Annotated in this window: 18 protein-coding genes; 8 read left to right on the top strand and 10 right to left on the bottom strand. The window is 71.0% G+C overall.

Annotated features, from left to right (window positions below; genetic code table 11):
- Nucleotides 1-3: 3 nt before the first annotated feature.
- A complete protein-coding gene (locus ACGF8B_RS31675) occupies nucleotides 4-1,386 on the bottom strand; it encodes an extracellular solute-binding protein (protein WP_392745429.1) in 1,383 nt (460 codons plus the stop codon).
- 231 nt (nucleotides 1,387-1,617) lie between these two features.
- Between ACGF8B_RS31675 and ACGF8B_RS31670 the strand changes: the two genes are divergently transcribed.
- Together ACGF8B_RS31670 and ACGF8B_RS31665 are read left to right on the top strand one after the other, a co-directional pair.
- Entirely contained in the window at nucleotides 1,618-3,429 is a 1,812-nt protein-coding gene (locus tag ACGF8B_RS31670) for a hypothetical protein (protein WP_392745427.1), read from the top strand.
- A 316-nt stretch (nucleotides 3,430-3,745) separates the two neighbouring features.
- Complete coding sequence (locus tag ACGF8B_RS31665; RefSeq protein ID WP_392745425.1) at nucleotides 3,746-4,891, top strand: PP2C family protein-serine/threonine phosphatase; 1,146 nt, start codon at nucleotides 3,746-3,748, stop codon at nucleotides 4,889-4,891.
- A 29-nt stretch (nucleotides 4,892-4,920) separates the two neighbouring features.
- Here ACGF8B_RS31665 and ACGF8B_RS31660 read toward each other — a convergent pair whose 3' ends face one another.
- The 3 genes from ACGF8B_RS31660 to ACGF8B_RS31650 all read right to left on the bottom strand — a co-directional run bounded on the left by ACGF8B_RS31660 (nucleotide 4,921) and on the right by ACGF8B_RS31650 (nucleotide 9,162).
- Nucleotides 4,921-6,126: an aromatic acid exporter family protein gene (locus ACGF8B_RS31660; protein ID WP_392745423.1), complete on the bottom strand. Its 1,206-nt coding sequence runs from the start codon at nucleotides 6,124-6,126 to the stop codon at nucleotides 4,921-4,923.
- 82 nt (nucleotides 6,127-6,208) lie between these two features.
- Nucleotides 6,209-7,354: a glycosyltransferase gene (locus ACGF8B_RS31655; protein ID WP_392745421.1), complete on the bottom strand. Its 1,146-nt coding sequence runs from the start codon at nucleotides 7,352-7,354 to the stop codon at nucleotides 6,209-6,211.
- Between the two features lie 338 nt (nucleotides 7,355-7,692).
- Nucleotides 7,693-9,162 carry an MFS transporter gene (locus tag ACGF8B_RS31650; protein WP_392745419.1) on the bottom strand — a complete coding sequence of 490 codons (1,470 nt, stop codon included), beginning with the start codon at nucleotides 9,160-9,162 and terminating at the stop codon, nucleotides 7,693-7,695.
- A 215-nt stretch (nucleotides 9,163-9,377) separates the two neighbouring features.
- Between ACGF8B_RS31650 and ACGF8B_RS31645 the strand changes: the two genes are divergently transcribed.
- Nucleotides 9,378-10,364: an alpha/beta hydrolase gene (locus ACGF8B_RS31645; protein ID WP_392745418.1), complete on the top strand. Its 987-nt coding sequence runs from the start codon at nucleotides 9,378-9,380 to the stop codon at nucleotides 10,362-10,364.
- Nucleotides 10,365-10,640: 276 nt separating this feature from the next.
- Here the strand turns inward: ACGF8B_RS31645 and htpG are convergent, their stop codons facing one another.
- The 5 genes from htpG to ACGF8B_RS31620 form a co-directional block, all read right to left on the bottom strand.
- Nucleotides 10,641-12,572 (bottom strand): molecular chaperone HtpG, encoded by a 1,932-nt coding sequence (gene htpG / locus ACGF8B_RS31640; RefSeq protein ID WP_392745417.1) that lies wholly within the window; start codon nucleotides 12,570-12,572, stop codon nucleotides 10,641-10,643.
- Nucleotides 12,573-12,637: 65 nt separating this feature from the next.
- Nucleotides 12,638-13,513, bottom strand: a complete 876-nt coding sequence (locus tag ACGF8B_RS31635) for an SDR family NAD(P)-dependent oxidoreductase (RefSeq protein ID WP_392745415.1) — start codon at nucleotides 13,511-13,513, stop codon at nucleotides 12,638-12,640.
- 54 nt (nucleotides 13,514-13,567) lie between these two features.
- Nucleotides 13,568-14,350 (bottom strand): SDR family NAD(P)-dependent oxidoreductase, encoded by a 783-nt coding sequence (locus tag ACGF8B_RS31630; RefSeq protein WP_392745413.1) that lies wholly within the window; start codon nucleotides 14,348-14,350, stop codon nucleotides 13,568-13,570.
- The gene (locus ACGF8B_RS31625) at nucleotides 14,307-15,056 is read right to left on the bottom strand and encodes a GntR family transcriptional regulator (RefSeq protein WP_392745412.1); all 750 of its coding nucleotides are present in this window, start codon (nucleotides 15,054-15,056) and stop codon (nucleotides 14,307-14,309) included. Before ACGF8B_RS31625 ends, ACGF8B_RS31630 begins: the two co-directional genes overlap by 44 nt.
- A gap of 33 nt (nucleotides 15,057-15,089) precedes the next feature.
- The gene (locus tag ACGF8B_RS31620; protein ID WP_392745411.1) at nucleotides 15,090-15,644 is read right to left on the bottom strand and encodes a VOC family protein; all 555 of its coding nucleotides are present in this window, start codon (nucleotides 15,642-15,644) and stop codon (nucleotides 15,090-15,092) included.
- Nucleotides 15,645-15,782: 138 nt separating this feature from the next.
- Here ACGF8B_RS31620 and ACGF8B_RS31615 point away from each other — a divergent pair, with 138 nt between their 5' ends.
- The 3 genes from ACGF8B_RS31615 (at nucleotide 15,783) to ACGF8B_RS31605 (ending at nucleotide 20,801) form a co-directional block, all read left to right on the top strand.
- The gene (locus tag ACGF8B_RS31615) at nucleotides 15,783-17,981 is read left to right on the top strand and encodes a thiamine pyrophosphate-dependent enzyme (RefSeq protein ID WP_392745409.1); all 2,199 of its coding nucleotides are present in this window, start codon (nucleotides 15,783-15,785) and stop codon (nucleotides 17,979-17,981) included.
- 37 nt (nucleotides 17,982-18,018) lie between these two features.
- A complete protein-coding gene (locus tag ACGF8B_RS31610; protein ID WP_392745408.1) occupies nucleotides 18,019-19,344 on the top strand; it encodes a 2-oxo acid dehydrogenase subunit E2 in 1,326 nt (441 codons plus the stop codon).
- A 119-nt stretch (nucleotides 19,345-19,463) separates the two neighbouring features.
- The gene (locus ACGF8B_RS31605; RefSeq protein ID WP_392745406.1) at nucleotides 19,464-20,801 is read left to right on the top strand and encodes an MFS transporter; all 1,338 of its coding nucleotides are present in this window, start codon (nucleotides 19,464-19,466) and stop codon (nucleotides 20,799-20,801) included.
- A gap of 81 nt (nucleotides 20,802-20,882) precedes the next feature.
- Here the strand turns inward: ACGF8B_RS31605 and ACGF8B_RS31600 are convergent, their stop codons facing one another.
- Nucleotides 20,883-22,745: a SpoIIE family protein phosphatase gene (locus tag ACGF8B_RS31600; RefSeq protein WP_392745676.1), complete on the bottom strand. Its 1,863-nt coding sequence runs from the start codon at nucleotides 22,743-22,745 to the stop codon at nucleotides 20,883-20,885.
- 1,085 nt (nucleotides 22,746-23,830) lie between these two features.
- Here ACGF8B_RS31600 and ACGF8B_RS31595 point away from each other — a divergent pair.
- Both ACGF8B_RS31595 and ACGF8B_RS31590 read left to right on the top strand, forming a co-directional pair.
- Entirely contained in the window at nucleotides 23,831-24,037 is a 207-nt protein-coding gene (locus tag ACGF8B_RS31595; protein ID WP_392745404.1) for a hypothetical protein, read from the top strand.
- Nucleotides 24,038-24,180: 143 nt separating this feature from the next.
- Nucleotides 24,181-25,884 (top strand): hypothetical protein, encoded by a 1,704-nt coding sequence (locus tag ACGF8B_RS31590; RefSeq protein WP_392745675.1) that lies wholly within the window; start codon nucleotides 24,181-24,183, stop codon nucleotides 25,882-25,884.
- Nucleotides 25,885-25,895: the final 11 nt, after the last annotated feature.

Genomic DNA, 25,895 nt, shown 5'->3' with positions numbered 1-25,895 from the left:
GCCCTAGTTCTGCGCCCGCTCCACCTGGGACTTGACCTGTGCCGCGGCCTTCTTCAGCTGCTCCGCCGGGTCGGCGTCCCGGCGGGTCAGTACGGCCTGCACGGCGCTGTCGAGTGCCTTGTAGACGTTCTGCGCCTCGACGGGCGGCTCGATGGCCAGCTCGTAGTCGCCGAGCGTGCCGCTGTACGGGGCGAAGTTCCCGACCGGCACGTTGGCCTGCTTGTCGACCGCGGCCTGGACCGGATCGGCGATGGCCGGCTTGTAGAACGGCACGGTCGGCACGCCGATGGCGGCGCCGTCCTTCTTCTTGGCCGCCGCGTCCTTCTCGGCCAGCCCGGCGTCGTACTTGGTGGAGAGGTAGTAGAAGTCGATGAACTTCGCCGCGGCCTCGCGCTCCTGCGCAGTGGCCCTCGGGCTGATCACCGCGATGGTGCCGCCGGCCAGGGTCCGCTTACCGGTGCCGTCGACGGGCATGGCGCCGAGGCCGATGAGCTTCGGGTCGCCCTTGTACTGCTGGATGTAGTGGCCGACCATGCTCGGGCCGGCGATCGTCATGCCGATCTTCCCGGCGGAGAAGTCCTTCTCCATGTCGGTGATGTTGCGCAGCTGGTTCTTGCCCATCGAGTCGTCGGTCCAGCGCATGTCCTTCAGCGCCTTCAGCGACTTCTCCGCGCCGCTGCCGGAACGGTCGAAGGTGTTGGCCCACTTGCCGCCGGACTGCTCTTGCATGCTGTCGCCGAAGGAGTACGCCATCGCGGTGAGCATCCAGCCGCCGGTGTTCTCCTTGGTCATCTGCGCGTAGCCGGTGGCGTCGGTCTTCTCGGAGATCGCCTTGGCCGCCGTACGAACCTCGGACCAGCTGGTCGGCGGCTTGTCCGGGTCGAGACCGGCCTTCTCGAACAGGTCCCGGTTGTAGACCAGGCCGAGGGCGTACTCCTCGGTGGGGATGCCGTAGAGCTTGTCGTCCGCGCCCTTCACGGGCCCGAGCGCGACGTCGTTGAAGTCCTCGCTGTGCTTCAGCTTCTTGAAGTCCGAGGTCAGGTCGGCGACCTGCCTGCGCTTGATCAGGCCAGACATCTCGGTCAGCGGCACCCGTACGATTGTCTCCAGGCTGCCGCCGCCGACCTTGGTCTGGAAGCTCTGCTGGTCGTACTGGTACTCGTTCGTCCTGATCTTGATCTTGGGGTTGGCCTTCTCGAATTCCGCCACCCGCGCGTCGAACGTCTTGAGCGCGGCCGCGTTGGTGGCGGGCGGGCGCCCGGAGACGGTGATCGTCACCGTGCCGTCGCCCGCCGCGTCACTGCCGGAACCGGAACACGAGGCAAGCACGCAGACGAGCGCACCCGCGGTGACGCCCGTCAGGGCGATGCGCAGGGAGGGTCTCATCGGGGACTCCATTCAGGGGCAGACCGGAAACCGGCTGGAAAGCGTTTTCCAGCCGGGGTCACCTTGCACCGCCCGATATCGCCGCGTCAATGGGTTTGGTGCGGGCTTCTGGCCCGGAGCCCCCCGTATGCCTCTTGCCGCAGCGTAGACGTCGGCTTAGCCTCTGGAAAACGTTTCCCAAGCGTTTCCCGAAGATCGTCGTCCCGACGATCGCGAGCTGGAGGACATCCCGTGCACCCTGCCTGGTCGGCCGCCGAGTACGATCGCGCCCTGCTGCGAGCGGCCCTCGCCGAGGGCGATCGCTGCTGGGACGCCGAGGCGAACCTGCTGCAGGTCGAAGCCCCGTACAACCCCATCCACACCAACATCAAGGGCGGCCCCGCCCACCCCACCCGCAACTCCCTGCACTACGCCCTGCTGCTGCTGGAGCGGGGCGGCGAGGGCGACGCCGAGCGCGCCCACTCGGTGATCCTGCGGATCGCCGGGCTCCAGGACCGGCAGCCGGAGAACGCCACCTACGGGATCTGGGGCTATTACGCCGAGGAGCCGGCGGCGGAGATGGTCCCGGCCGACTGGAACTGGGCGGACTTCCTCGGCATCGCGCTGCTGCTGGTGCAGGCCCGGCACGGCGACACCCTGCCGGCCGAGGTGCGCCACGAGCTGCGGGAGTCACTGCGGCACGCGGCCGCCTCGATCGTCCGCAGGAATGTACATCTGACGTACACCAACGTCGCCGTCATGGGCACCTTCGTGACACTCGCCGCCGGGAAACTCCTCGAAGACGAGGAGCTCTTCGCGTACGGCAAGGACCGCATGGTGCGGCTCACCCGGGCCATCGACAGCACCGGCAGCTTCACCGAGTTCAACAGCCCGTCCTACTGGGGCGTCGTGCTCCAGACCCTGACCCTGATCAGGGAGCACGTCGACGACGAGGAGGTGCTGGAGCTCAACGACCGGCTGCACGACCGGCTCTGGCTGCACTTCCTGGCCCGCTGGCACCCGCCGACCCGTCAGCTCTCCGGCCCGATGGCCCGCTGCTACAGCAATGACCTGGGGGTGCCGCCGTTCCTGGCGAAGGCGGTGCGCGGGGAGCTCGGCACGCCGGTGCCCAGCCCGGTCCGGGGCGAGATGGCGACCGGGGTGGAGTCCTGCGTGGACTACCGGATGCCCGACTGGGTACTGCCCCGGCTGCGGGAGCTGGCGGACGAGCACGAGCACCGGGAGCTGTTCACCGGGACCCCGTCCCCGGAGACGGGCACCACCTGGCTGGACGCGGTCACCACCCTGGGCAGTGTGAACCACCAGGACACCTGGCTGCAGCGGCGTCCGCTGTTCGGCCACTGGGTCCGCCCGGACGGGACGCCCGGGCATCTGCACGTCCATCTGATGAAGGACGACGGGGCGGAGGACTTCGACTTCGCCTCGGGCGTGCTCTCGACCGTGCAGAGCGGTCCGCACGTGGCCTGGCTGGCGGGATTCGCCTGCCCGGCGGGCGACCGGCACCACCACCTCGACATGATCGAGCCGGGCGACCGGTTCCGGGCGCGGTCGCTGCGCCTGGTGGTGGACGCGATCGGCGCGCCGCCCGTGACGGAACCGCGCGCCCTCGACGGCGGCGTCGAACTCGACCTGGGCACGGCCCGGCTGGACTTCAGGCTGGCCGGCGGTGCGTTCGGTGGCCGTACGCCGACGCTCCGGCTGGTGCCGCGCGCCGACGGGGTGCGGATCGAGGTGGTGCTGTTCGAGAGCGCCACCCCGGCCGAGCTGGACTGGGCGGAGCTCGGCGACACCTTCGCGGCCGGGACCCTGTCCCTCGTGGCGGCCGGCGCGCGGCAGGGCGCGGAGACCGCGCCGGGTCCCGAGGCCGCCGTCGACGGAGAACACGCCGAGGTGCGCTGGACGACCCCGCGGGGGCACCGGCTCAGCGTGCGCGGCGGCCGGTCGGTCGTCTCCCGCGACGAGCACGCCGCACTGCACTCCGCGACGCTGGACGGCGCGGCACCGCCGTCGCCCCGTCTCTCGGATTCGCCGCTCGCTCCGTGACGCACCGGTCACCGCCGGCCGCGGGGCATTCCGCGGCCGGCGGTGACCACGCGATCGGACATCACAACCGCCCCGCGCGCGGCGGCGGCAGCATGTGTGTGCAGCCCGCCCGGCCGGCGGTCACCGGCGCGCGGCCCTCACCGCGCTCCGTGCACCGGTTCCCGCGACCCGAGACATTCCGTCCACATGGTGGATGCCCCATGGGCGGCACCTCGTCGTGGCGGGTCCGGCGGACCGCTGTCACGGGAGTCGCCGGCAAGCCCGGCGATCAGCCGTACGAGGGGCGGGGCCAGGCCGAGTGAGGTATTCCGGAAGCATGGCTTCCCCATGGTTCCTGGAGTCGATCCATGAGTCCCGACGGCGCAGGAACGCGCTCGTGGCGACGCCGTTCGCGCTGATCGCCACCGTCACCGTGGTGGACGTCATCGCGCCGCCGGACGTCCATCTCGGTCCGTTCCTGGTGGCGGCGCCCGCGCTGGCCGCCTCGTTCAGCGGGCCGCGCATGACCGCATTCGTCGGTCTGGTCGCCGTGCTCGCGCAGGCGGTGGTGGCGGTCGAGCGCACCGGTCTCAACGATCTCAATCACACCTACCAGATCGTCGCGCTGGTCCTCATCTCCGTCTTCGTCACCTTCTTCGCCCACCTGAGAGTCCGCAACGAGCGGGCCGTGACCCAGTTGCGTTCGGTGGCCGAGGCGGCGCAGCGCGTGGTGCTGCGTCCGCTGCCCGCACGGAGCGGCCCGCTGCGCATCTCCTCGGTCTATCTGGCGGCGGAGGCGGAGGCGCAGATCGGCGGCGACCTCTACGCCGCCGCCCGCACCGTGGGCGGCACCCGGCTGATCATCGGCGATGTGCGCGGCAAGGGGCTCGCCGCGATCGGTGAGGCGGCGAGCGTGCTGGGTGCGTTCCACGCGCTTTCCCGCCAGCGGTGGCAACTGCCCGATCTGGTCGCCCAGCTGGAGACGAGCATCGCACCGGACCTCGACGGCACCGGCACGGGCCCCGCGGACGCGGGCGGGAACGAGGAGAACGACCCGGACCTCGCCGAGTCGTTCGTCACCGCGGCCGTGCTCGACATCCCCGACGACGCCGCCGAGATCCACCTGGTCAGCTGCGGGCATCCGCCGCCGCTCCTGCTGCGGGCCGGAGCGGCGATCCCGCTCGTTGTGCGCACGCCGGCCCCGCCGCTCGGGCTGGCACGCCTGGTGATCACCGAGCACACGACGGAGACGTTCGGCTTCGAGGCCGGTGACACGCTGCTCCTGTACACCGACGGCGTGATCGAGTCCCGGGACCGGTCGGGGCGTTTCTATCCGCTGCGGGAACGGGCCGCCTCGCGGCTCGGTACCGGCCCCGAAGCGCTGCTGGAGTCCCTGTGCGCAGACCTGTTGCACCACGCGGGCGGTCGTCTGGGGGACGACGCGGCGCTGGTCGCCATCGAGCGTCTGCCGGCCTCCGGATGACGGTTCCGGGTGCCGGGTGCGCCGCGCGGTCAGCTCTGCCCGCTGCCCAGGCGGCGTGACACGGAGCGCAGCCAGGGGTGACGTTCGTGGAGTTGCGCGGAGCGCCGGTCGAGCTCCTTGCCCAGGCGTTCCGTGCGCTTGTCGATGTCGAGCTCGTCCAGGATCCGGTCGATCTCGGCGAGCAGCGCCCCGTGCAGCTGCCACTGCCGGGGATGTTCCTGGACGCCCTCAAGGAGCAGATCGGCCACCCGGTCCCTGGTCGCGCGGCTGACGGCGAGCGCGTCGGCCAGCCTGGCCTCCGCCTCCTCGGCGTTCTCCGCGAGCGGGGTGGTGATCAGCTCGGCGAAGCTCTCGACGGCGTCGGCCAGCTGCCCGAACAGCTCGGTCAGGGTTTCGGCCACGTCGGTGGGGAACAGCGTCTCGTCGGTACGGGCCTTGGCCAGGTCGGTCAGGGTGCGCGACAGGACCCGCAGCACCACGGCGCAGATCTCCAGGGTGTCCAGACCGGTGCGGAGCACGACCCGGTAGAGCAGTCCCTGCCGGACCCGCGGATTGAGCGTGAGGCTGTCCTCCGCCTGCCGCAGTGAGGCGTCGACCTCCACGATGTCGTGGTCGAGGCGGCGGGCCGCGTGGAGCCGGTCGGCCGCCCGCCCGACGGAGATGTGCCCGCCCACGTCCGCTCCCGTCGCGCGGAGCATCCTGCCCATCTCACGGGCCAGACCGTCGATGGAGGCACCCGCGGACTGCACCCACACCGGAGGCGCCAGGAGCAGGTTGAAGAGCAGCCCCACTCCCGCACCGATCAGGGTCTCCAGCACCCGGTCCCAGGCGGTCGACGCGACCTGGGAGACACCCAGCACGAGCATCGCGCTGATCGCGACCTCGGGGACGAACTCGCCGACGCGCACCAGCCGCCCGATGATCAGCGAGGCGAAGATCGTCAGCCCGAGGCTCCACCAGTTGAGGCCCACCAGCGCGGTGAACGCGCTGGCGATGAGCACCCCGACCACGACTGAGTTCACCCGGCGGATCCCCGTGGTGAGGGTCGCGTAGAGGGTGACCTGGACGACGAGGAGCGCGGTGAGCGGGGCCGTGAGCGGTGCGGGGTGGGGCAGGGCCCACACCGCCACGACATAGGCGATGACGGCGGCCGCTGTGGAGCGCAGGGTCTGCGCTCCGACGGGCTCGGCCGTCCGCCGGACGAGCTCGATCACGGGTGCGGATACTCGTGCCATCTTCTTCCCATGCCCGCCGGTGCCCGGCACGGGCGCCCCGGTCCGGCGACTCCCTCCGTACGGAGGACGCCGTCCGCCGGGGTCAGGGGGTGAGGGTGCCGAGCAGTTCCTCGACCGTGGGGGTGGACCGCATCTCGTCGGCCAGGCGGCCGGCCCTGGCCCGGAACGACGGCTCGTCGAGGATCAGCTCGGTGGCCGCGCGGATGCCTCGTACGTCGTCGGGGCCCAGCACCGCCGGCTCGTCCACCGGGGCGCCGGTCGGGGTGATCGCCATCCCCGCCCCCGCTTCGGTCACCAGCCGGGCGTTCACCGGCTGGTCGGCGAAGAGGGGGACGCAGACCAGCGGGACGCCGGCCGCCAGGGCGCCGAAGACCGTCCCGGATCCGCCGTGGCAGACCACCAGGGACGCGCGGCGCAGGACATCCGCCTGGGGCACCCACTGCTCCACCCGGACATGGGGCGGCAGCGGTCCGAGGTCCGCCGGCTCGATGAGGTGCCCCGTGGTGAGCAGTACCCGCACCGGCAGTTCGCCCACCGCCTCGACGAGCGCCCGGTACAGGCCGACCGCGGTGGGCATGGCACCCGCCGCGGTGCCCAGGGTGAGGTTGACCAGCGGCTGTTCCGCTCCGCCCCGCCGGTCCGCCGGCACACCCGGCCGGATGGTCTCGTGATAGCGGTGGGTCGAGACGTACCGCGAGGGGTCCAGGGAGGCGGGGAGGCGGGTCAGGTACGGGGTGGCGAGCAGCCGTTCCGTGATGCCGGTTCCGTACGGTTCGAACACGGGGGACATCAGGGCGTCGGTGGACCGGGTGAACCCCGCGGCCGAGACCGCGACCCGGAGCCTCGGGATCCCGTGCCGCTCCGCGGCGACCACCGAGGCGAACTCGTACGCCTCGTGCACGACGAGGTCGGGCCGCCAGTCGCGGCACGCCTCGTCCAGCGCGGGAAGCATCGCGGCGATCCCCAGCCGGCCGAATACCTCCGTGACCATCATCGCGACGCCGTCGTCCCGACCCAGCGCGAGTACGCGCGCCTTGGTCCTGCCGAGCTCCTCCTCGGGTGGTTCCCCGCCGATGCGGTACGGCTGCTTCCGGGACGCCAATAACGATTCCAGTGCCGGTGGGGCGACGACGAGGACGTCGTCGCCCCGTGCCGCGCACGCGTCGATGAGTGGAACGAGCGGGTGGAAGTGGCCCGAGCCGTGGGTCGAGGAGAAAAGTACACGCATGGGACAGATCCTAGAGATGTTCATCTGCCGCCCGCAGGGCATCTTTCCGCCTGATTCCGGCGCGATTCCGGCGTCTGTCCGATGTTTGCCGTTGGAGTCTCCGGGGGCACCCCGCAAGGCCCCGCCACCCATTGTCACACCCCTGTGTGCCAGGCTCTTTCACAGATGTCGTCAGGGCGTCCTCCCTCTCTCAGGACCGGCCGCAGCCACAAGCCGCCAAGGACGCGCACCTCGTGTCCGGCGCCAATGCCGCCCGTATGTCACTGGCAGCCGTCGCACCGCTTCTCGCTCCGGCCGATCCGGCCGGCGGTGAGCGGGGGTTGCTCACCCCGGTCGGCTCAGGCGCCGCGGGCCCGGACGGCGAGCACGGCGGCCAGGGTTCCGGGCACGAGCAACAGCCCGAAGGCGGCGGCGTAGCCGACGTGGTCGTTCGAGCCGCCGCTCAGGAAGGCGTTGAAGACCGCGGAGGCGACGCCCAGGACCAGGATCTGGCCCAGGTTCTGGTTGGTCTGCATCGCGCTGCTGGCGTAGCCCTGCCGGCCGGTCGGGGCGTGGGCCAGGGACAGCACGGTCAGGGACGGGGCGAGCAGCCCCATGCCGACCGCCGCGACGACCATCGACGACGCGGCGGTGACCGCCGGCACCCCGGGCAGCGAGCCGACGGCGGCGATCACGACCGCCACCACCTGTACCAACGCCCCCACCACGACCGGACGGTGACGTGGCGTCCGTTCCGGCAGACGGCCCTGCACCCAGGAGGAGGCGGCCCACGCGACGGCGGCACCGGTGAAGGCCAGCCCCGTCACGACGGGGGCCACGTCCCGGTCGGTGACCAGCATCAGCGGCACGAATGCCTCCAGGGTGAAGAACACACCCGAACTCAGCCCGCGCAGCAGCACGGTGGCGGGCAGTCCGTGCGCGGCACGCCAGGTGCCCGCCGGCAGCAGCCGGGAGGCGAACAGCACCATCAGCGCGAGTCCCGACACCGCGAACAGCAGATGCCGCGTGTCCCAGCCCGATACGCCGTACTGGCCCAGCGCCGCGCCCAGGCTCACCGCCACCGCGACCGTCAGGGCGGGGCGCGGGGTCTTCTCCTCGGACAGCGCGGGCGCGGCCTTCCAGGAACGGCCGTTCAGCAGGGCCACGACCGCCGTCGCCGGAAGCGCCGTCAGGACCGCCAGTCCGTAGAACACCGCCCGCCAGGACCACCACTCGGCGACCAGACCCGCCATCGGGGGACCGACGAGCGACGGAATGATCCAGCAGGCGCTCATCAGCGCCAGGGCGCGCGGCTGGAGCCGCTCGGGATAGGCCTGGCCGATCGCGGTGTTGATCGCCACCGCGACCATCCCGCCCGCCACGCCGTCCACGAAGCGCCCGGCGGCCAGTTGCCAGATCGAGGTGCTGCCGGCCGAGACCAGCAGGGTGACCACGGCCAGCACCATGCCCGCCGCCAGCGGACGATTGGCCCCCGCACGGTCCGCCCAGTGACCGCCCAGCACCCCGCCCAGCAGACTCGCGGCCACGAAACAGCCCGCCACCAGCGGGAAGAGCGACACCCCGTCCAGATCCCGGGCGGCCGTCGGAAGCGTGGGCACCACGGCCAGTGCGGCGAGGCCGGTCAGGAACATCACTGCGGCGAAGCTGGAGGTGGCCGCCGCGTGCCTCCGGGAGAAGATGCCGTCGGCGTCCTCGGAACGCAGGGGCAGAAGATCCGTCGCCTCAGGACGCTTGCCGCCGTCCGGTGCGGCCGGTTCCGTGAACGTCGTGTGCGGGTCGCGCGAGGGGCTCTTCGGGACATCGGTCACAGGGGCACAAGCTATGTCGGCCGCTGAACCGCGTGCCACTCGTTTTCCGGGCACACCGCCACCCGGGTGGGAGAACGGGCCTGCTCCGCCAGTGGTTTGCCGGAACGGCAACAACGCTCGCGCGGTCCTGGTATCCGTCGCATGATCGGGACCACGCGTCGGGTCCGCGCGAGGGATCGCGGTCCGCGCAACACATCGAAGGATCGGGAGGATCCATGTCGCAAACCGCCCGGGTCGCGGACTTCAGGCACCGTACGGTCCCCTCTCCCGCAGGCCGGATCCACCTGGTGGAACAGGGCGTCGGGCCGCTGGTGCTGCTGGTGCACGGGTTCCCGGAATCCTGGTACTCCTGGCGTCGTCAACTGCCGGTGCTGGCCGCCGCGGGGTACCGGGCGGTCGCCATGGACGTGCGGGGCTACGGGCGTTCCTCCAGGCCCGAGTCCGTCGACGCGTACCGGATGCTCGACCTGATCGAGGACAACGTCGCCGTGGTGCACGCGCTCGGCGAGGAGACCGCGGTGATCGTCGGGCACGACTGGGGCTCGACGATCGCCGCCGACTCGGCCCTCGTCCGGCCGGACGTCTTCCGCGCGGTGGGTCTGCTGAGCGTTCCCTACGCGCCACCGGGCGGGCCGCGCCCCAGCGAGGTCTTCGCGGGGATGGGCGGGGACGAGGAGTTCTACGTCTCCTACTTCCAGGAGCCCGGCCGGGCCGAGGCCGAGATCGAGCCGGACGTCCGGGGCTGGCTCGCGGGCATCTATGCCGCGCTGTCCGCCGACACCATGCCCGCACCGGACGCGCCCGATCCGCACTTCGTGCGGCGCGGCGGAACGATGCGTGAGCGGTTCCCCGCCGGCCGGCTGCCCGCCTGGCTGGATGAGGACGAACTGGACGTCTACGCAGCGGAGTTCGAGCGCACCGGAATGAACGGGGCGCTCAACCGCTACCGGAACATGGACCGGGACTGGACGGATCTCACCGATTTCCACGGCGCGCCCGTCACCCGGCCCGCCCTGTTCATCGGCGGCGGCCTCGACGCCTCGACCACCTGGATGTCCAAGGCGATCGAGGCGTACCCGACGACCCTGCCCGCGCTGGATTCCTCCCACGTCCTCGAAGGCGCCGGCCACTGGATCCAGCAGGAACGCAGCGAGGAGGTGAACAGCCTCCTGACCGGCTGGCTCGGCTCCCTGCCCCGCTGAGGCCGGCGTGGTCGCGGTACGGCGGCCGGGAAGCGGACCGGAGCGCCGGGGAAGGGGCCGACCCTCGGGGAGTCGGGGCGCAGCCGGGCCACTGCCCGTACTTCGATCCTCGCTCCGGACCGCGTGATTCGCATCCCGGCGGCGACCGCCGCGGCACCGGTGCACCCGGGTCACCCGCTACGGCCGGTGGGCCGCGCCCCGGCCGCGCGGGCGCGGCCCACCGTGAAGCGTCCGCCGTCCTGGAGCCGTCGGTGCGGATTCACCGACGGCGGGGGTTCACAGGGTCCGTTCGAGGCGGTCGGCCATCAGCCGGACGAAGCGTGACGGGTCGCCCAGTTCGCCGCCCTCGGCGAGCAGCGCCAGATCGTGGAGCAGCTCGGCCGTCTCCTGGAGTCCGGTGCCGTCACTCTCGCCGCGTTCGGCGTGCGCCCGGTTGAGGCCGCTGACCAGCGGATGCTCCGGGTTGAGTTCGAGGATGCGCTTGACCTGGGGAATCTCCTGCCCCATGGCGCGGTACATGCTCTCCAGGGCAGGTGTCGCATCGTGCGTGTCCGAGACGATGCAGGCGGGCGAGACGGTGAGGCGGGAGGAGAGGCGTACCTCCTTGACGGTGTCGCTCAGCCGGTCCGTCATCCAGCCGAGCAGATCCGCGTACTCCTGCCGGCGGCCCTCTCGTTCGGTCGCCGCCTCGTTCTTCTCCTCCTCCGTCCCGAGGTCGACCTCGCCCTTGGCGACGGACCGCAGCTTCTTGCCGTCGAACTCCGGCTCGGCCTCGACCCATACCTCGTCGACGGGGTCGGTCAGCAGCAGCACCTCGACGCCCTTGGCCCGGAACGCCTCCATGTGCGGGGAGTTCTCGATGGCCTGACGGGACTCGCCCGCCAGATAGAAGATGTGCTCCTGGCCGTCCTTCATCCGCTCCACGTACTGCCGCAGCGTGGTCGGCTCGTCCTTGTCGTGGGTCGTGGCGAAGGACGAGACGCCGAGAATGGTCTCGCGGTTCTCGAAGTCGCTCAGCAGCCCTTCCTTGAGGACGCGGCCGAACTCCCGCCAGAACGTGGCGTACCGCTCCGGCTCGGCGGACATCATGTCCTTGACCGTCGACAGGACCTTCTTCGCCAGCCGCCGGTGCATCAGCTGGATCTGGCGGTCCTGCTGGAGGATCTCGCGCGACACGTTGAGCGACAGGTCCTGCGCGTCCACGACACCCTTGACGAAGCGCAGGTACGGCGGCATCAGCGCTTCGCAGTCGTCCATGATGAAGACGCGCTTCACATAGAGCTGGATGCCGCGCCGGTACCCCTGCATGAACAGGTCCTGGGGCGCGTGCGACGGGATGAAGAGCAGTGCCTGGTACTCGAAGGTGCCCTCCGCCTGAAGGCGGATGGTCTCCAGAGGGGCGCTCCAGTCGTGGCTGATGTGCTTGTACAGCTCGTGGTACTCGTCGTCGGTGACCTCGTCGCGCGAGCGCGCCCACAGGGCCTTCATCGAGTTGAGCGTCTCGGGCTCGCGCGGGGCGTCGTCGGCCCCTTCCTCGCCGTCCGCGTCCGCCGCGGCCTCGGGGACCATCCGGACGGGCCAGGTGATGAAGTCGGAGTAGCGCTTGACGATCTCCCTGATCTTCCACGGGGAGACGTAGTCGTGCAGCTGGTCGTCGGTGTCCTCCGGCTTGAGGTGGAGCGTGACGGAGGTTCCCTGGGGGGCGCTGTCGACGGTCTCGATCGTGTACGTGCCCTCGCCGGACGACGTCCACCGGGTGCCCCGGCTCTCACCCGCGCGCCGGGTCAGCAGCGTGACCTCGTCGGCGACCATGAAGCTGGAGTAGAACCCGACGCCGAACTGACCGATCAGCCCGTCGGCCGCTGCGTTCTCCTCGGCCTCCTTCAGCTCCCGGAGGAACTTCGCGGTGCCCGAGTTCGCGATGGTCCCGATGAGCTGGACCACTTCGTCGTGGGACATCCCGATGCCGTTGTCCCGCACGGTCAGGGTGCGGGCCTGCCGGTCGGCCTCGATGGCGATGTGGAGGTCTGACACGTCCGCGCCGAGCGAGTCGTCGCGCAGTGCTTCGAGTCGCAGCTTGTCGAGCGCGTCGGAGGCGTTGGAGACGAGTTCACGCAAGAACACGTCCTTGTTCGAGTAGATCGAGTGGATCATCATCTGCAGAAGCTGGCGCGCTTCCACCTGAAACTCGAACGTCTCAGTGGGCATATCCGTGATTCCTTCTCAGGTCCGCGGTCGTGGATCTGGCCTGAGCACTTTAGATCAGCTGGTGATCACTCCGGGCCACTACCCCGAAGCCCACCGTTTCCGGGGTTCCGGCCGGCACCCGGCCCGGCCGGCGTCACCGCGTAACCGTCGGCCGTCCAGCCGCCGTCGCTGACCAGCACCTGGCCGGTGATGTTCGCGGACACCCCGGAGGACAGGAACAGGGCGAGATTGGCGATGTCCTGCGGGGTGCCGAGGCGGCCGCGCGGGGTGCGGCGGCGCAGCGCCCGGGTGTCCAGGCGCCCGGCGTCGGCGAGCCGGTTCAGCAGGTCGGTCTCGACGTATCCGGGTGCGAGCGCGTTGACCCGGATGCCGGACGGGGCCCATTCGACGGCCAGGACCTTGGTGAGGGCGGCGACGGCGGCCTTGGTCGCGCAGTACGCCGCGCGCTCGGGGCCGGCGGTCACCCCGTACATCGACGAGGTGGTGAGGATGACACCTCCGTCGCCCTCGCGCATGATGCGGGCGGCGGCGCGCGCGCAGACGAAGACCCCGGTGAGATTGACGTCCAACGCGGTGTTCCAGCGGTCCAGTTCGAGATCGAGCGACGGCGCGTTGGCGGAGACACCGGCGTTGGCGACCATGACCGACAGCTCTCCCGTCCGGGCGGTGAACGCGGTGAGTGCGGCCGTCACCGCGTCCTGGTCGCTCACCGGGGCCGTGGCCGCCGCGATCACCCGGCCCGGGTGGCGCGCCGCCAGGGCCGGCCGCACCCGGTCCAGTTCGTCGCCGTCGAGGTCGAGCAGCAGCACATGGCATCCGGCGCGGGCGAAGGCGTCGGCCATCGCCAGGCCCAGGCCGCGGGCGGCGCCCGTGACGCATACGGAGCTGCCGCTCAGGTCGGGGTAGACCGCTGCTTCGGTCGTCGTGTTCGGTTCGGTCACCACTTGCTCCGCCGTGTTCTCCGTCGTGCTCCGCTCCGGTGTTCCAGCTCGTGCTCAGATCATGTGCATGCCGCCGTTCACATGGATGACCTCGCCCTGTACGAAGCTCGCGGCGGGCGAGCAGAGGAAGGTGACGACGGAGGCGACTTCCTCCGGCCGGCCCAGGCGGCCCAGTGGGGTGGTGGCGAGAGCGGTGTCGCCGCGGTCGGCCACGTAGTCGCGGGTCATGGGGGTCTCGATGATGCCGGGCGAGACCATGTTGATCCGTGCCCTGGAGCCGAGTTCCCAGGCCAGGCTGCGGGAGAAGGCGAGCAGCGCGCCCTTGGTCGCCGCGTAGTGGGCGTGCCGGACGCTGCCCCGGTGACCGGCCATGGAGGTCAGATTGACGATGCTGCCGCCCTCGTTGAGGTGGGGCAGAACGGCACGGGTGAGGTAGAAGACGCCGTTGAGGTTGACCGAGATGACGGTGTTCCACTGCTCGTCGGTCATGTCGGCGACGGCCTGCTCGGGGTAGATCCCGGCGGCGGGTACGAGGAAGTCGACCGAGCCGAACGTCTCGACGGCGGCGGCGACGAAGGCGTTGTTGCTCTCCGGCGACGCCGCGTCCAGCGTGCGGGTGATCACGGTGGTGCCCGTGGGGTCGAGCGTCGCGGCGAACTCCGCCAGTGCCCCGGCGTTCAGGTCGCCGAGCACCAGGTTGGCACCGGCCGTGTGGAACTGGCGGGCCACCTCGCGGGCGATGCCGCCACCCGCGCCGGACAGGAGGAGGGTCCGGCCCTCGAAGGGGCGGGGGTCAGTCCGCGGGGCCTGCGGCGTCTGCTGTGTGGTCGCTGTCATGGTCTTCCTCTGTGAACAGTTCGGGATGTTGGGCCAGTTCGAGCCGGGTGCGGCGGATGTGGCCGGTGAGAAATCGTTCGGCGTCGACGATGTCGGCCCGCTTGATCGCGTCGATGATCAGGCGGTGCTCGGCGTGGATCAGTTCCCAGCCGCTGTCACCCGCGAGCCGGGCGAAGGCGCGGCGGTAGTGCTGGGTGGTGTTCCAGAACCGGTCGACCATGGCGGTGATCTGGGTGACGCGGCATCCGGAGTAGGTGAGCAGGTGGAGCCGGCCGTCGAGGGCCAGGAAGCGGTCCACGTCGGTGGTGAGCTCGATCTGCCGCGCGATCGTCTCCAGTTCGGCGATCTGTCCGGCGGTCAGCTGCGGGATGCTCTCGGCGAGGGCGAGCGGTTCCAGGCGTTCGCGGATCTTGTAGACGCCCTCGCACTCCGCCATGTCCATCCTGGAGACCCAGGCGCCGCTGTTGGACTTCACGACGGTCAGCCCCTCGGCCGCCAGTATCCGCAGGGCCTCGCGTACGGGCAGCCTGCTGGCGCCGAGCTGCGCGGCGACCTGCTCCTGCATGATCCGGGCGCCGGGGCGCAGTTCACCGCTGAGGATGGCGGCACGCAGATGGTCCGCGACGCGCTGGCTGGCGACGGCGGCACTGGATCCGGGCGTGCTGGATCCCGAGGGGCCTGATCCGGTGGTCGGACTGGGTGACATGGTTCTCCCTGATGGCGTGGCGCGGCAGCGTGTTCAGACGGAAGGCTGCCACAGCAGTACCGGTGAGCCGGCCTCGTACCGCTTGCCGTCCGGGTAGGAGACCAGCTCCAGCTGCATCCCCCAGGGAGTGAGGAAGTAGACCCAGCGCTGCCCCTCGCTCGGTCCGGAACTGGCCGTGGGTTCACCCAGGATCCGTACGCCGTGCTGTCGCAGGTGTGCCACGGCGGCGTCGAGGTCGGTGACGTAGAAGGCGAGATGGTGACCGCCGATGTCGCTGTTGCGCGGCGGTCGCGTCTGCTGTCCGGGGGCCTCGTACTCGAAGATCTCGAAGTTCGGGCCGCCCGCGCACCGGAAGAAGCGCAGCTCGCGCATCACGGCGCGCGGGTGGACGCCGAGGTGGTCGCTCATCCAGGTGCCGTCGGAACGGAACGGGCCGAGCGAGTAGACGTGCTCGCAGCCGATCACCTCGACGAAGAACCGGGTCGCCTCTTCGAGGTCGGGAACGGTGAAGCCGATGTGCTCGACGCCGGCCAGCCCGGGTAGTCCCCGCTGCCGATCACCTGTGGAATGGATCCATCTATCCGCCATGGCTCTCACACTGCTCCGCATTAGGTGCCGTAGTCAATGGACATTCCCGAAATCTGAACATAACGTTCCGGTAACGAGGTATTGGCTATGGATCCATTCACTGCGACAGTGCTCACCGAATCACACAGGAGAGTGCTCATGCCCACACACCGGAAACTGGCCCCCGCATCACCCTGGACCGAGGTGACGGCGACCAAGAAGGACTGGCACGGCGCGGACCCCCGGCTGCTGACCTCGATGTTCACCCAGACCCTGCTGATCAGGACCTTCGAGGAGTACGTGCTCGACCTCGCGGGCCAGGGACTGGTCCACGGGCCGGCGCACTCCAGCATCGGCCAGGAGGGCGGCGCCGTCGGCTCCGTGCTGCCGCTGACCGGCGCCGACTTCGTCGGCGGCTCGCACCGGGGGCACCACCAGTTCCTCGCCAAGGCACTGGGGTACGTCGCGCCCGACGGCATCGACCTGCGCCGCCCCGTCGACGCGGAGGTGCGCACCGTCCTGCAGCGCAGCCTGGCCGAGATCTGCGGCCTGGCCAGGGGCTTCTGCCAGGGGCGTGGCGGATCCATGCATCTGCAGTGGCGCGAGGCCGGGGCCATGGGCACCAACGCGATCGTCGGCGGCGGCGTGCCGCAGGCCGCCGGGTTCGCCTGGTCGGCGCGGCAGGCCGGCACCGACGCCGTATCGGTCACCTACTTCGGGGACGGCGCGGTCAACATCGGCTCCGTGCTGGAGACGATGAACCTCGCCGCCGCCTGGAAGCTGCCGGTCTGTTTCTTCATCGAGAACAACAAGTACGCCGTCTCCACCCACGTCGACGAGGCGACGGCCGAGCCCCGGCTGTCGGCGCGCGGGCTGGGTTTCAACATTCCCAGCTGGCGTGTGGACGGCATGGACCCGCTCGCCACGTACCTCGCCATGAGCGAGGCCGTGGACCACATGCGCGCCGGTGGCGGCCCGACCGTCGTCGAGGCCGAGGTCTACCGCTTCTTCCACCAGAACGGCCCGTTCCCCGGCAGCGCCTTCGGCTACCGCACCAAGGACGAGGAGAAGGAGTGGCGGGCCCGCGACCCGCTCGCCCTCGTCTCGCGGCAGCTCGTCGAGAACGGCGTCCTGAGCGCCGGAGAGATCGAGGAGTGCACCGCGCGGGCCAAGGCGGTCATGGCCGCCATCGGTGACGAGCTGCTGGAGCCCGACCCCGACGGGAAGCCGGGCACCCGCCGCATCAGGCCCGCCGAATGGCCCGACCCCTCCTTCCGCGACGTCGGTGTGCGGGGCGACCTCAGCGAGTTCGACGGCGTACGCCTCGCCGACACCGGGACCGGCCCGGACGCGTTCCAGGGGCGTCTGGAGCAGCGGAAGTTCATCGATGTCGTGGCCGAGGTGATGAGCCGGCGCATGGCCGAGGACCATTCGGTCGTCGTCATGGGCGAGGACGTGCACCGGCTCAAGGGCGGCACCAACGGCGCCACCAAGGGCCTGGCCGAGGCCCACCCCGACCGGGTCCTGGGCACCCCGATCAGCGAGAACGCCTTCGCCGGACTGGCCGGCGGCATCGCGCTCGACGGCCGGTACAAGCCGGTGGTGGAGTTCATGTACGCCGACTTCATGTGGGTCGCCGCCGACCAGATCTTCAACCAGATCGGCAAGGCCCGGCACATGTTCGGCGGCGACGGACAGGGGTCCGGCGTACCGCTCGTCCTGCGCAGCAAGGTCGCCATGGGTACCGGCTACGGCTCCCAGCACTCCATGGACCCGGCGGGGATCCTCGCCACGGCCCCCGGCTGGCGGATCGTCGCCCCGTCCACCCCCTTCGACTACGTGGGCCTGATGAACTCGGCGCTGACCTGCAAGGACCCGGTCGTCGTGCTGGAGCACACCGACCTGTACAACTCGGTCGGTCCGGGCCCGGTGGACGACCTGGACTACTGCCTGCCGGTGGGCAGGGCGGCGGTGCGCCGCACCGGATCGCGGATCACCGTCGTGTCGTACCTCGCGATGACCAACTACGTCCTGGAGGCCGTCGAGCAGCTGGGCCTGGACGCCGAGGTCATCGACCTTCGCTGGCTCGACCGCGCCAGTCTCGACTGGGACACCCTCGGCGAGAGCATCCGCAAGACCAACAACGTGCTCATCGCCGAGCAGGGCCCCATCGGCACCTCCTACGGCGGCTGGCTGTCCGACGAGATCCAGCGCCGCTACTTCGACTGGCTCGACCAGCCGGTCGAGCGCGTCGGGGCCGGCGAGTCCTCGCCCAGCATCAGCAAGGTGCTGGAGCGGGCGGCGATCGCACGGACCGAAGAGGTCGTGGCCGCGCTCCAGCGGGTCACCGGGAACTGACCCTCCCCGTAAGAGAGAACACCCAGGAGGGTTGATCATGGCAGAACTGTTCCGAATGCCCGCCGTGGCCGCCGACGCGGCAACGGCCGTACTGTCCGCCTGGCAGGTGGCGGAAGGGGCGTCGTTCACCAAGGACGACGCGCTGGTCTCCATCGAGACCGACAAGGCCGAGGTGGACGTGTCCGCCGAGCGGGACGGCGTGCTGCTCAAGGCGCTGTACGAAGCCGGCGTCGAGATCGAGGTCGGTGACCCCATCGCCGTGCTCGGCACCGTCGGCGAGCAGACCGGTGACCTCGACGCGCTGCTGGCGGAGCTCGGCGTGGCCGCGCCCGGCGTGGCCCGGCAGGCGGTGCGCCGGGACGTGCCGGAGGAGCCGGTCGCTCCGGTGCCCGCCGCCGCACCGGCGCACCGCGTCGCACCGGCCTCCGGTGAGCCGGATCGTGGCGGGCGGATCTTCAGCAGTCCACTGGCCCGCAGGCTGGCCCGCGAGGCGGGCCTCGGCATCGAGGCCCTCACCGGCACCGGACCCGGCGGCCGCGTCGTCCGGCGCGACGTCGAGGCCGCGGCCGCGGCTGCGGCTGCGGCCGGGCGGGCACAGATGCCGGAGCCGCCCTCGCCCCCGGCTGCCGCCCCCGTACCGCAGGCCACCACCCCCGCCGCACCCGCCTCCGCGGCCGGCACCGGTGACCACGAGGACGTCCCGCACACCCGGATGCGCCGGGCCATCGCCAGGCGGCTCACCGAGAGCAAGCAGCACACCCCGCACTTCTACCTGCGCGCGACCTGCGCGGTCGACGAGCTGCTCGCCCTGCGGCAGCGGATCAACGCCGTCAGCCCGGTCAGGATCTCGGTCAACGACCTGCTGATCAAGGCCGTCGCCACGGCGCACACCCAGGTGCCGGAGATGAACGCGGTGTGGCAGCCCGACGCCGTCCGCCGGTTCCGGACCGTCGATGTCTCGGTCGCCATAGCCACCGACACGGGCCTGGTGACGCCGGTGCTGCGCGGGATCGAGAACCTGTCGGTGTCGGCGATCGCCACGCGGACCCGTGCGTTCGCGGAGCGGGCGCGCTCCGGGGGCCTGGCCCCCGCCGATCTCGAAGGCGGCTCGATCACCGTTTCGAACCTCGGCATGTACGGGGTCGAGGAGTTCGCCGCCATCATCAACCCGCCGCAGGCCTCGATCCTGGCCATCGGCGCCGCACGCGACGAGGCGGTGGTCCGCGACGGTGCGGTCACCGCGGCGAAGGTGCTCGGCGTGGTCCTGTCCGTGGACCACCGTCCGGTGGACGGTGCCGTGGCGGCGCGCTGGCTCGCGGCCTTCACCGAGGCCGTGGAGAACCCGGTCCGGCTCGTCGTCTGAATCCGTCCCGGCGGCTGGGCGGCCCGCGGCACCACCGCCGCGGCCCGCCCGGCCCGGTCCGGCCCCCTAGTCCTGTCGTCCCCAGCTGACGGCTGCCAGAGCACCCCAAGAGGACACCGATGTCTTTGATCCGCGGTTCCCGCACGCCAAGTGCGGCCACACCACACGAAACCCCGCGCGATGCGCTCGGCGAGCTGGACCAGCGCAATCTGCGGCGGCTGATGCCGCTGCTGCTGGCCGCCTACATCATGTCGTTCCTGGACCGGACCAACATCGGCCTGGCCAAGGAACGCCTGGAGGTCGACCTCGGCATCTCCGCCGCGGCCTACGGGCTGGGCGCGGGACTGTTCTTCCTCACCTACGCGATCTCCGAGGTGCCCAGCAACCTCATCATGTACCGGGTGGGCGCCCGCTGGTGGATCACCCGGATCATGCTGACCTGGGGCGTCATCTCCGCCTGCATGGCCTTCGTGCAGGGCGAGAAGTCCTTCTACGCCATGCGGCTGCTGCTCGGCGCCGCCGAGGCGGGGCTGCTGCCGGGCATCCTGCTCTACTTCACCTACTGGTTCCGCTCCGAGACCCGCGGCCGCGCCATCGGGCTGCTCCTGCTCGGCGCTTCCATCGCCAGCGTCGTCGGAAACCCGCTCGGCGGGCTGCTCATGGAGATGGACGGACTCGGCGGCTGGCACGGCTGGCAGTGGATGTTCGTCATCGAGGGGATCCCCTGCCTCTTCCTGGCCGTCGCCATCTTCCGGTACCTGCCCGACGGCCCGGCCGAGGCGCCCTGGCTGACGGCGGACGAGGCCCGGCTGGTCCAGGACGCGGTCACCCGCGAGCAGGCGGAGGGTTCCGAGGCGGCCGGCAACGGCTCCGGATCCGGCTCGCTGCTGACGGTGCTGCGCGACAAGCAGATGCTGCTGGCCATCTTCGCCAACTGGACGCACCAGGTCGCCCTGTACTCCGTCGTCTACTTCCTGCCCGGAATCATCGGCGGCTGGGGCGATCTCTCCCCGTTCACGATCGGCCTGCTGACCGGCCTGCCCTGGCTCACCGCGGCCGTCGGTGCCGTACTGGTCCCGCCCCGCGCGACCACGCCCCGGCGCTCCCGCAACTTCGTGGTGACCGGCCTGCTGATGATGTTCACCGGCCTCATCGTCGCCGCCGTCGCCGGTCCCGTGATCGCCCTGCTCGGCTTCTGCTTCACCGGCCTGGCGTTCTTCGTCGTCCAGCCGCTGCTGTTCAACTTCCCCGCCACCCGGCTCTCGGGCAAGACCCTCGCCGGTGGCCTGGCACTGCTCAACACGATCGGCATCACCGGCGGCTTCGTCGGCCCGTACATCATGGGCTACGCCGAGGACGCCACCGGCAACCACCTGTCGGGCCTGTGGGTCTCCATCGTCCTGCTGGCCCTCGGCGCACTCGCGGCCACGCGACTGCGCTTCTCCCCGAAGTCCTGACGCGAGCCGGCGTCGGCGCCCTCTGCCGGGGCGCCGGCGCCGGCGGGGTGTGCGACCGCCCCGCCCGGACTCCCGGGTCCGTCAGGGCTTTTCGCCCCCGGGCAGGTCCAGCTCGAACCAGACCACCTTGCCCCCGGAGACATCGGCCGCGCCCCACCGCTGCGCCAGCGCGCTGACGACGTGCAGCCCGCGGCCGGTCTCGTCGGTGTGCCGTGCCCAGCGTGCCCGGGGCATCTGCGTCGAGTCGTCGCCGACCTCGCAGCGCAGCGAATCGGTCCGCAACAGCCTCATGCTCACCGGCCGTTCCGCGTACCGCACGGCGTTCGTCACGATCTCACTCACCAGGAGCTCGGCCGAGTCCGAGAGCTCCTCCAGCCCCCAGCCGGCAAGCGTCCGCCGCACGAGCCGCCTGGCCCGCCCCGGGGACTGGTACACCGGCTCCAGGGACCAGCGCGCCACGTCGCCCGGCGCGATCCCGTCGAACCGCGTCGCCAGAATCACGATGTCGTCGTCCCGGTCACCCGGGCCGACCATGTGCAGCACGTCGTCGCAGAGGGCCTCCAGCGACGGCGCGCGGTCCGCCCCGGTCAGCCGTGCCGCGGCCGCCACCCGTTCCCTGAGCTGCTCGATGCCCATCCAGATGTCCCGCAGCCGGGACTCCACCAGACCGTCGGTGTACTGAAGCAGTGTGGCGCCCGCGGGCGCTTCCAGTTCGACGGCCTCGAAGTCCACTCCGCCGACCCCGACCGGGGCGCCGGGCGGCACCCGCAGCACCTCGGCACGGCCGCCCGGATGCAGCAGCACGGGCGGCGGGTGACCGGCGTTGGAGATGGTGATCGTGTGCGCGACCGGGTCGTAGACCGCGCACTGGCAGGTCGCCATCCGGTCGTCACCCAGACGCCGCGCCTGTTCGTCGAGCCGTCGCAGCACCTCCTGGGGCGGCAGGTCGAGGCCGACGAGGGTCTGCACGGTGGTGTGCAACTGCCCCATGATCGCCGCGGAGGTCATGGAGTGGCCCATGACGTCGCCGACGACCAGGGCGACCCGGCTGCCGGGCAGCGGGATCGCGTCGTACCAGTCGCCGCCGATCCGGGCCGTCTCGGCGGCCGGCAGATAGCGGGAGGCGAGACTGACGCCGGGCGGCTGCGGGAGCGAGCTCGGCAGCATCGCCCGTTGCAGCTCCCCCGCGATGTACGCCTCGCGCCCGTACAGTACTGCCTTGTCCAGCGAGAGCGCCGTGTGCGTGACCAACTGGGCCGCGACCAGAAGGTCGTTCGGATCGAAACTCGACCGCTCGTTCCTGCGCAGGAAGACCGCGACCCCGATGACCCGGCGCCGGCCGCGCAGCGGGGCGAGAATCGCCCGGTGCCCGTCGGGCAGCGGGTGGTCGGCACCCAGCAGCCAGGTCAGTGCGTCCCGGCCGGCGTCCGAGCCGCCGAGGAGCGGGCGCACCCCGCGTAACACCTCGGCGAGTGCGCTGCCCGGAGGCACCGGGCGCAGCACGGCGGGATCGGCGTCGGGTGCGAGGGGACCGTCGCGCCATTCCGGGCGCAGCCGGTCGATGCGGCGCAGCCGCAGCATGAACGGCAAGGCCGGTCGTTCATCGCCCACGGGAAGCGGGTCGCGCAGATATACGAAGATCTCGTCGGAGAAGGACGGGACGGTCGCACGGCACAGCCCGAGCACGATCTCGTCCAGGTCCACGCCACGGGCGATCCGCCGGGTCGCGGCTCCGACGAATCGCATCGAGTCGCCCGCCCGCCGCAGCTCGACCTCGCTGCCGGGTCCGTCACCGCTGGTCATGGGGTTGTTCGGAGTTGTGCGGAACAACTCGTCGTCGACGGGCGCGGACCGAGGGTGGTGGTCCGCGCCGCGGACGGCCTGCCCGGGAATGACGGAGCCGGTGTGCTCCGGCCCGGCGTCCCGGGATTTGCTCCAGCCCATGTCCTCGGCCGCCTCCTGCACGGCCTCGTGTTCCCGGTCGAGCACGTCACGGGCCTTGCGCAGGGTGGCGTCGACCTGATCGAGCGCGGCGTCGTCGGCGGTGCCGGGGAGCGGGCCGGGAATCTGCAGGGCGCTTCCCGGTCGGGGCTGACCGCCGGGTGCGGAGACGCTCCTGAGTTCACGGAGTTCGTCCTCCAGCGCCTTGATACGGCGGGCGGCGTGATCGGCCACGCGTTGCGCCGTGTCCCGTTCGGCCTCGGCCCGGCCGAGCTGCGAGCGGAGGTCCTCCGACTGCCGTACGGCGCGTTCGAGACGGTGTTCCGCCAGCTCCACATCGACGAGGAACGAGTCGTCCGCGCCGCGCAGAGCATCCAACCGCCTTGTGAGGGTGGCAACTTGAGCCTGTGTCTGACCGAGCAGCGCGAAGAGCACCGTGGCCACCTGGAGTGCTTGCTGCCTGGCCTGCTCACTGACCTCGTAGGCCTGCCGGACACGGTTGAGGTCCTCCAACGCGGCGATCGTGCGCTGTTGGGCCTCGACGAGTTCGTGGGCCGGGACGGACGGGTTCCCGTCGGCGGTGACGGGCGTGGGCGCGGTTTGAGCGGCGCTCCACAGCGGTTGCAGTTGCTCCAGCCGCTCGGCGGCCCGCGGTCCGGACTCGTCGGGAAAGCAGACATCGGCGACGGCCTCGACGAGATCCCAGGTCAGGGCGATCCCGGAAAGCTGTTCCCGCAGCTTGCGCAGATCGGGAACCACACCGGTACGGAAGTGCTCGGTGGTCAATCGGTCACGCAGTTGGGCCACCGACACGTTGGAGGTGTCGAGCCAGGTCCGCAGGGCGTGCACGAGATCGTTGATCTCCTTGCACGCTCCCCGTGCGGGCGCCCAGGGCCGGCCGGGCCGCTTCAAAGTCCCCACGTCATCTCTCTCAGACCGAGTTGTTCCCCGGACAACCCCGTGTTGTCACGTGGACAACATCCAACCCGCTCGGCAGGCCCTCGTGCAGGTGGATGGTTGTTTCGTGCCGCGTGAATGCCCGCCCGCACGAAGCAGAAGAGCTCGAAGGCATCGAAGGAGGAGTTGTTGTGAGCCCCACCCATACGGCGATGCTGCTCATGGCAGTCGCGCCGGCGGTGATGTCCGCCTGCCTCGTGGCGGGGATCGCGTTCGCCGTCGCCCGCTGGGGCGGCGCCCCGGCACCCGAGGCCGTCGCGAGGTCGGGCAGGGCGTTCGCGACGGCCCTGACCGTCATCAGCGCGGTGGCGGCAGTGGTGGTGACGGTGCTGAAGTAGGTGGAGAGTTGGCTACGGTGTATGCGAACACCGATGTCGCACTGACCCTCCAGAGGGATTGTTCTCCAGCTTGAAGCACGATAAAGGAACCATGGGCCGCGAGCCGCGAGCCGCGCGACCGGGGGTAGCGTCTTGGGGTGGCCATGCACGCTAGGCAGCCCCTCCGCGTTCCCGTCGGGCCGGATGCTCTGAGATGGAGCACGTTCCACCGCGAGAAGACCCTGGTCGTGGCCGCCCGTACCGTCACCTCGACCGCGCGGGTCCTCGAATGTCTGCCCGCGCTGCTGCGCGGTGACAGCCGGGTGGCCGTCGTCTTCGCCTACGACTCCACGTCCGCCTTCAGCGACGGGGTGCTCGACCTGCTCCACGACTCGGGGTGCCGGGTGATGTCCTGGGAGCAGCTGGCCGACGCCGCTCCCGATCTCATCGTCTCCGCGAGTGAGAACATCGATGTGCCGGACGGGGACTGTCCCGTTCTGGTGCTGCCCCACGGGATCGGCTTCCAGAAGCACGTGCCGGACTCACGGGCCCCGCGCAGCCGCCTGTCCGGGGTGGTGCCGGACCCGCTCCTGGAGTCCGGACGGGCCTGGCTCGCCATTTCGCATCCGGGCCAGGAAGAGCAGTTGCTCGCCACCCATCCGAAGGCGGCCGGACACACGCTGCTTGTCGGCGACCCGTGTTTCGACGAACTGCTCGTCAGCCTGGATCAGGCCGGGGCCTACCGGGCCGCGCTGGGCGTGCCGGACGGGCGACAACTCGTGGTGCTGAGTTCCACCTGGGGTCCCACCTCCCTGATCGGGCAGAACCCCGGTCTCCCGGCCCGTCTGCTCGCCGCGCTGCCGTACGACGAATTCCGGGTCGCCGCGATCATCCACCCCAACGTCTGGTCGGGGCACGGCGCCTGGCAGATCCGCACCACTCTGGCAGCCGCGCTGGACGCGGGGCTCATCCTGATTCCCCCCGTCCACGCCTGGCGGCCGGCACTCGTGGCCGCGGACGCCGTCATCGGCGACCACGGTTCGGTGACCCTGTACGGTGCGGCTCTGGGCAAGCCGGTGCTGCTCGCCGCGTTCGGGAGCGATGCCGTGCCGGGTACGGCCGCGGACCGTCTCGGACGGGCCGCACCCCGTCTCGATCCGCCGGGCGACATGGCCGGTCAGATCAGGGCCGCCGTCGCCGAACACACCTGCGACCGCTACCGCACGATCGCCGAGCAGGCGTTCGCCCGGCCGGGGCAGGCCCTCCATCAGCTGCGAACCGCGCTCTACCGGTTGATGGGTCTGGCCGAGCCGTCAACCGGTGTCCCGCCCCGACTGACACTGGCCGCGCCGGAGGAGACGGTTCCCCCGGTCTCCTCCTGGACCGTGGCGACCACGGCCACGTTCCACGACGACGAAGGGCCGACCGTCACCGTGCGGCGCCACCCCGCGGCGGTGTCCGGCGCGGAACGCGAGGACCCGCGGGCATTCACCCACCTGGCCTGTGAAGAGCGGGAACGGGACCGGCGCCTGGTCGAGAGCGCGTCGGTCCTGTTCCGGCGCGCTGCCCTTGCGACGGCCGCCGAGGCCCTGCGCTGGATCGGGGAAACGCTGCGCCGGTGTCCCGGCTGCCGCCTCGCGGCCGTTGCTCTGGACGGGGGCGGCTGCCTGGTGGGGCTGCGCGACGGACGGATCGTCGAGGCGGTGGTCACCGGTCCCGCGGTCGATCCCGGTCTGCCGGCTGCGACCGTCTACACCCTGCTGCGCGCGGGGGCGGCGCTGGACGACGTCATGGTGACGTTGCGCATCGGTGAGCTGCGGGACGAGGACGTCTCCCTCCGGTTGCGCCCGGGTGCCCCGGTCGGCTGACGACGTCCATC

It is taken from the genome of Streptomyces sp. NPDC047917 (assembly GCF_043204345.1).
GTDB lineage: Bacteria > Actinomycetota > Actinomycetes > Streptomycetales > Streptomycetaceae > Streptomyces > Streptomyces sanglieri.
Note: the sequence above shows the minus strand (reverse complement) of the source record. Positions and strands in the feature narration are given on the sequence as shown.

Bases quoted from the DNA above. Each gene is read 5' to 3' on its own strand.
- ACGF8B_RS31665 (WP_392745425.1), top strand. From the start codon at position 3,746: ATGGCTTCCCCATGGTTCCTGGAGTCGATCCATGAGTCCCGACGGCGC.
- ACGF8B_RS31655 (WP_392745421.1), bottom strand. From the start codon at position 7,354: ATGCGTGTACTTTTCTCCTCGACCCACGGCTCGGGCCACTTCCACCCG.
- htpG (WP_392745417.1), bottom strand. From the start codon at position 12,572: ATGCCCACTGAGACGTTCGAGTTTCAGGTGGAAGCGCGCCAGCTTCTG.
- ACGF8B_RS31600 (WP_392745676.1), bottom strand. From the start codon at position 22,745: ATGGGCTGGAGCAAATCCCGGGACGCCGGGCCGGAGCACACCGGCTCC.
- ACGF8B_RS31615 (WP_392745409.1), top strand. From the start codon at position 15,783: ATGCCCACACACCGGAAACTGGCCCCCGCATCACCCTGGACCGAGGTG.
- ACGF8B_RS31660 (WP_392745423.1), bottom strand. From the start codon at position 6,126: ATGGCACGAGTATCCGCACCCGTGATCGAGCTCGTCCGGCGGACGGCC.
- ACGF8B_RS31590 (WP_392745675.1), top strand. From the start codon at position 24,181: ATGCACGCTAGGCAGCCCCTCCGCGTTCCCGTCGGGCCGGATGCTCTG.
- ACGF8B_RS31625 (WP_392745412.1), bottom strand. From the start codon at position 15,056: ATGTCACCCAGTCCGACCACCGGATCAGGCCCCTCGGGATCCAGCACG.
- ACGF8B_RS31605 (WP_392745406.1), top strand. From the start codon at position 19,464: ATGTCTTTGATCCGCGGTTCCCGCACGCCAAGTGCGGCCACACCACAC.
- ACGF8B_RS31630 (WP_392745413.1), bottom strand. From the start codon at position 14,350: ATGACAGCGACCACACAGCAGACGCCGCAGGCCCCGCGGACTGACCCC.
- ACGF8B_RS31620 (WP_392745411.1), bottom strand. From the start codon at position 15,644: ATGGCGGATAGATGGATCCATTCCACAGGTGATCGGCAGCGGGGACTA.
- ACGF8B_RS31610 (WP_392745408.1), top strand. From the start codon at position 18,019: ATGGCAGAACTGTTCCGAATGCCCGCCGTGGCCGCCGACGCGGCAACG.
- ACGF8B_RS31645 (WP_392745418.1), top strand. From the start codon at position 9,378: ATGTCGCAAACCGCCCGGGTCGCGGACTTCAGGCACCGTACGGTCCCC.
- ACGF8B_RS31675 (WP_392745429.1), bottom strand. From the start codon at position 1,386: ATGAGACCCTCCCTGCGCATCGCCCTGACGGGCGTCACCGCGGGTGCG.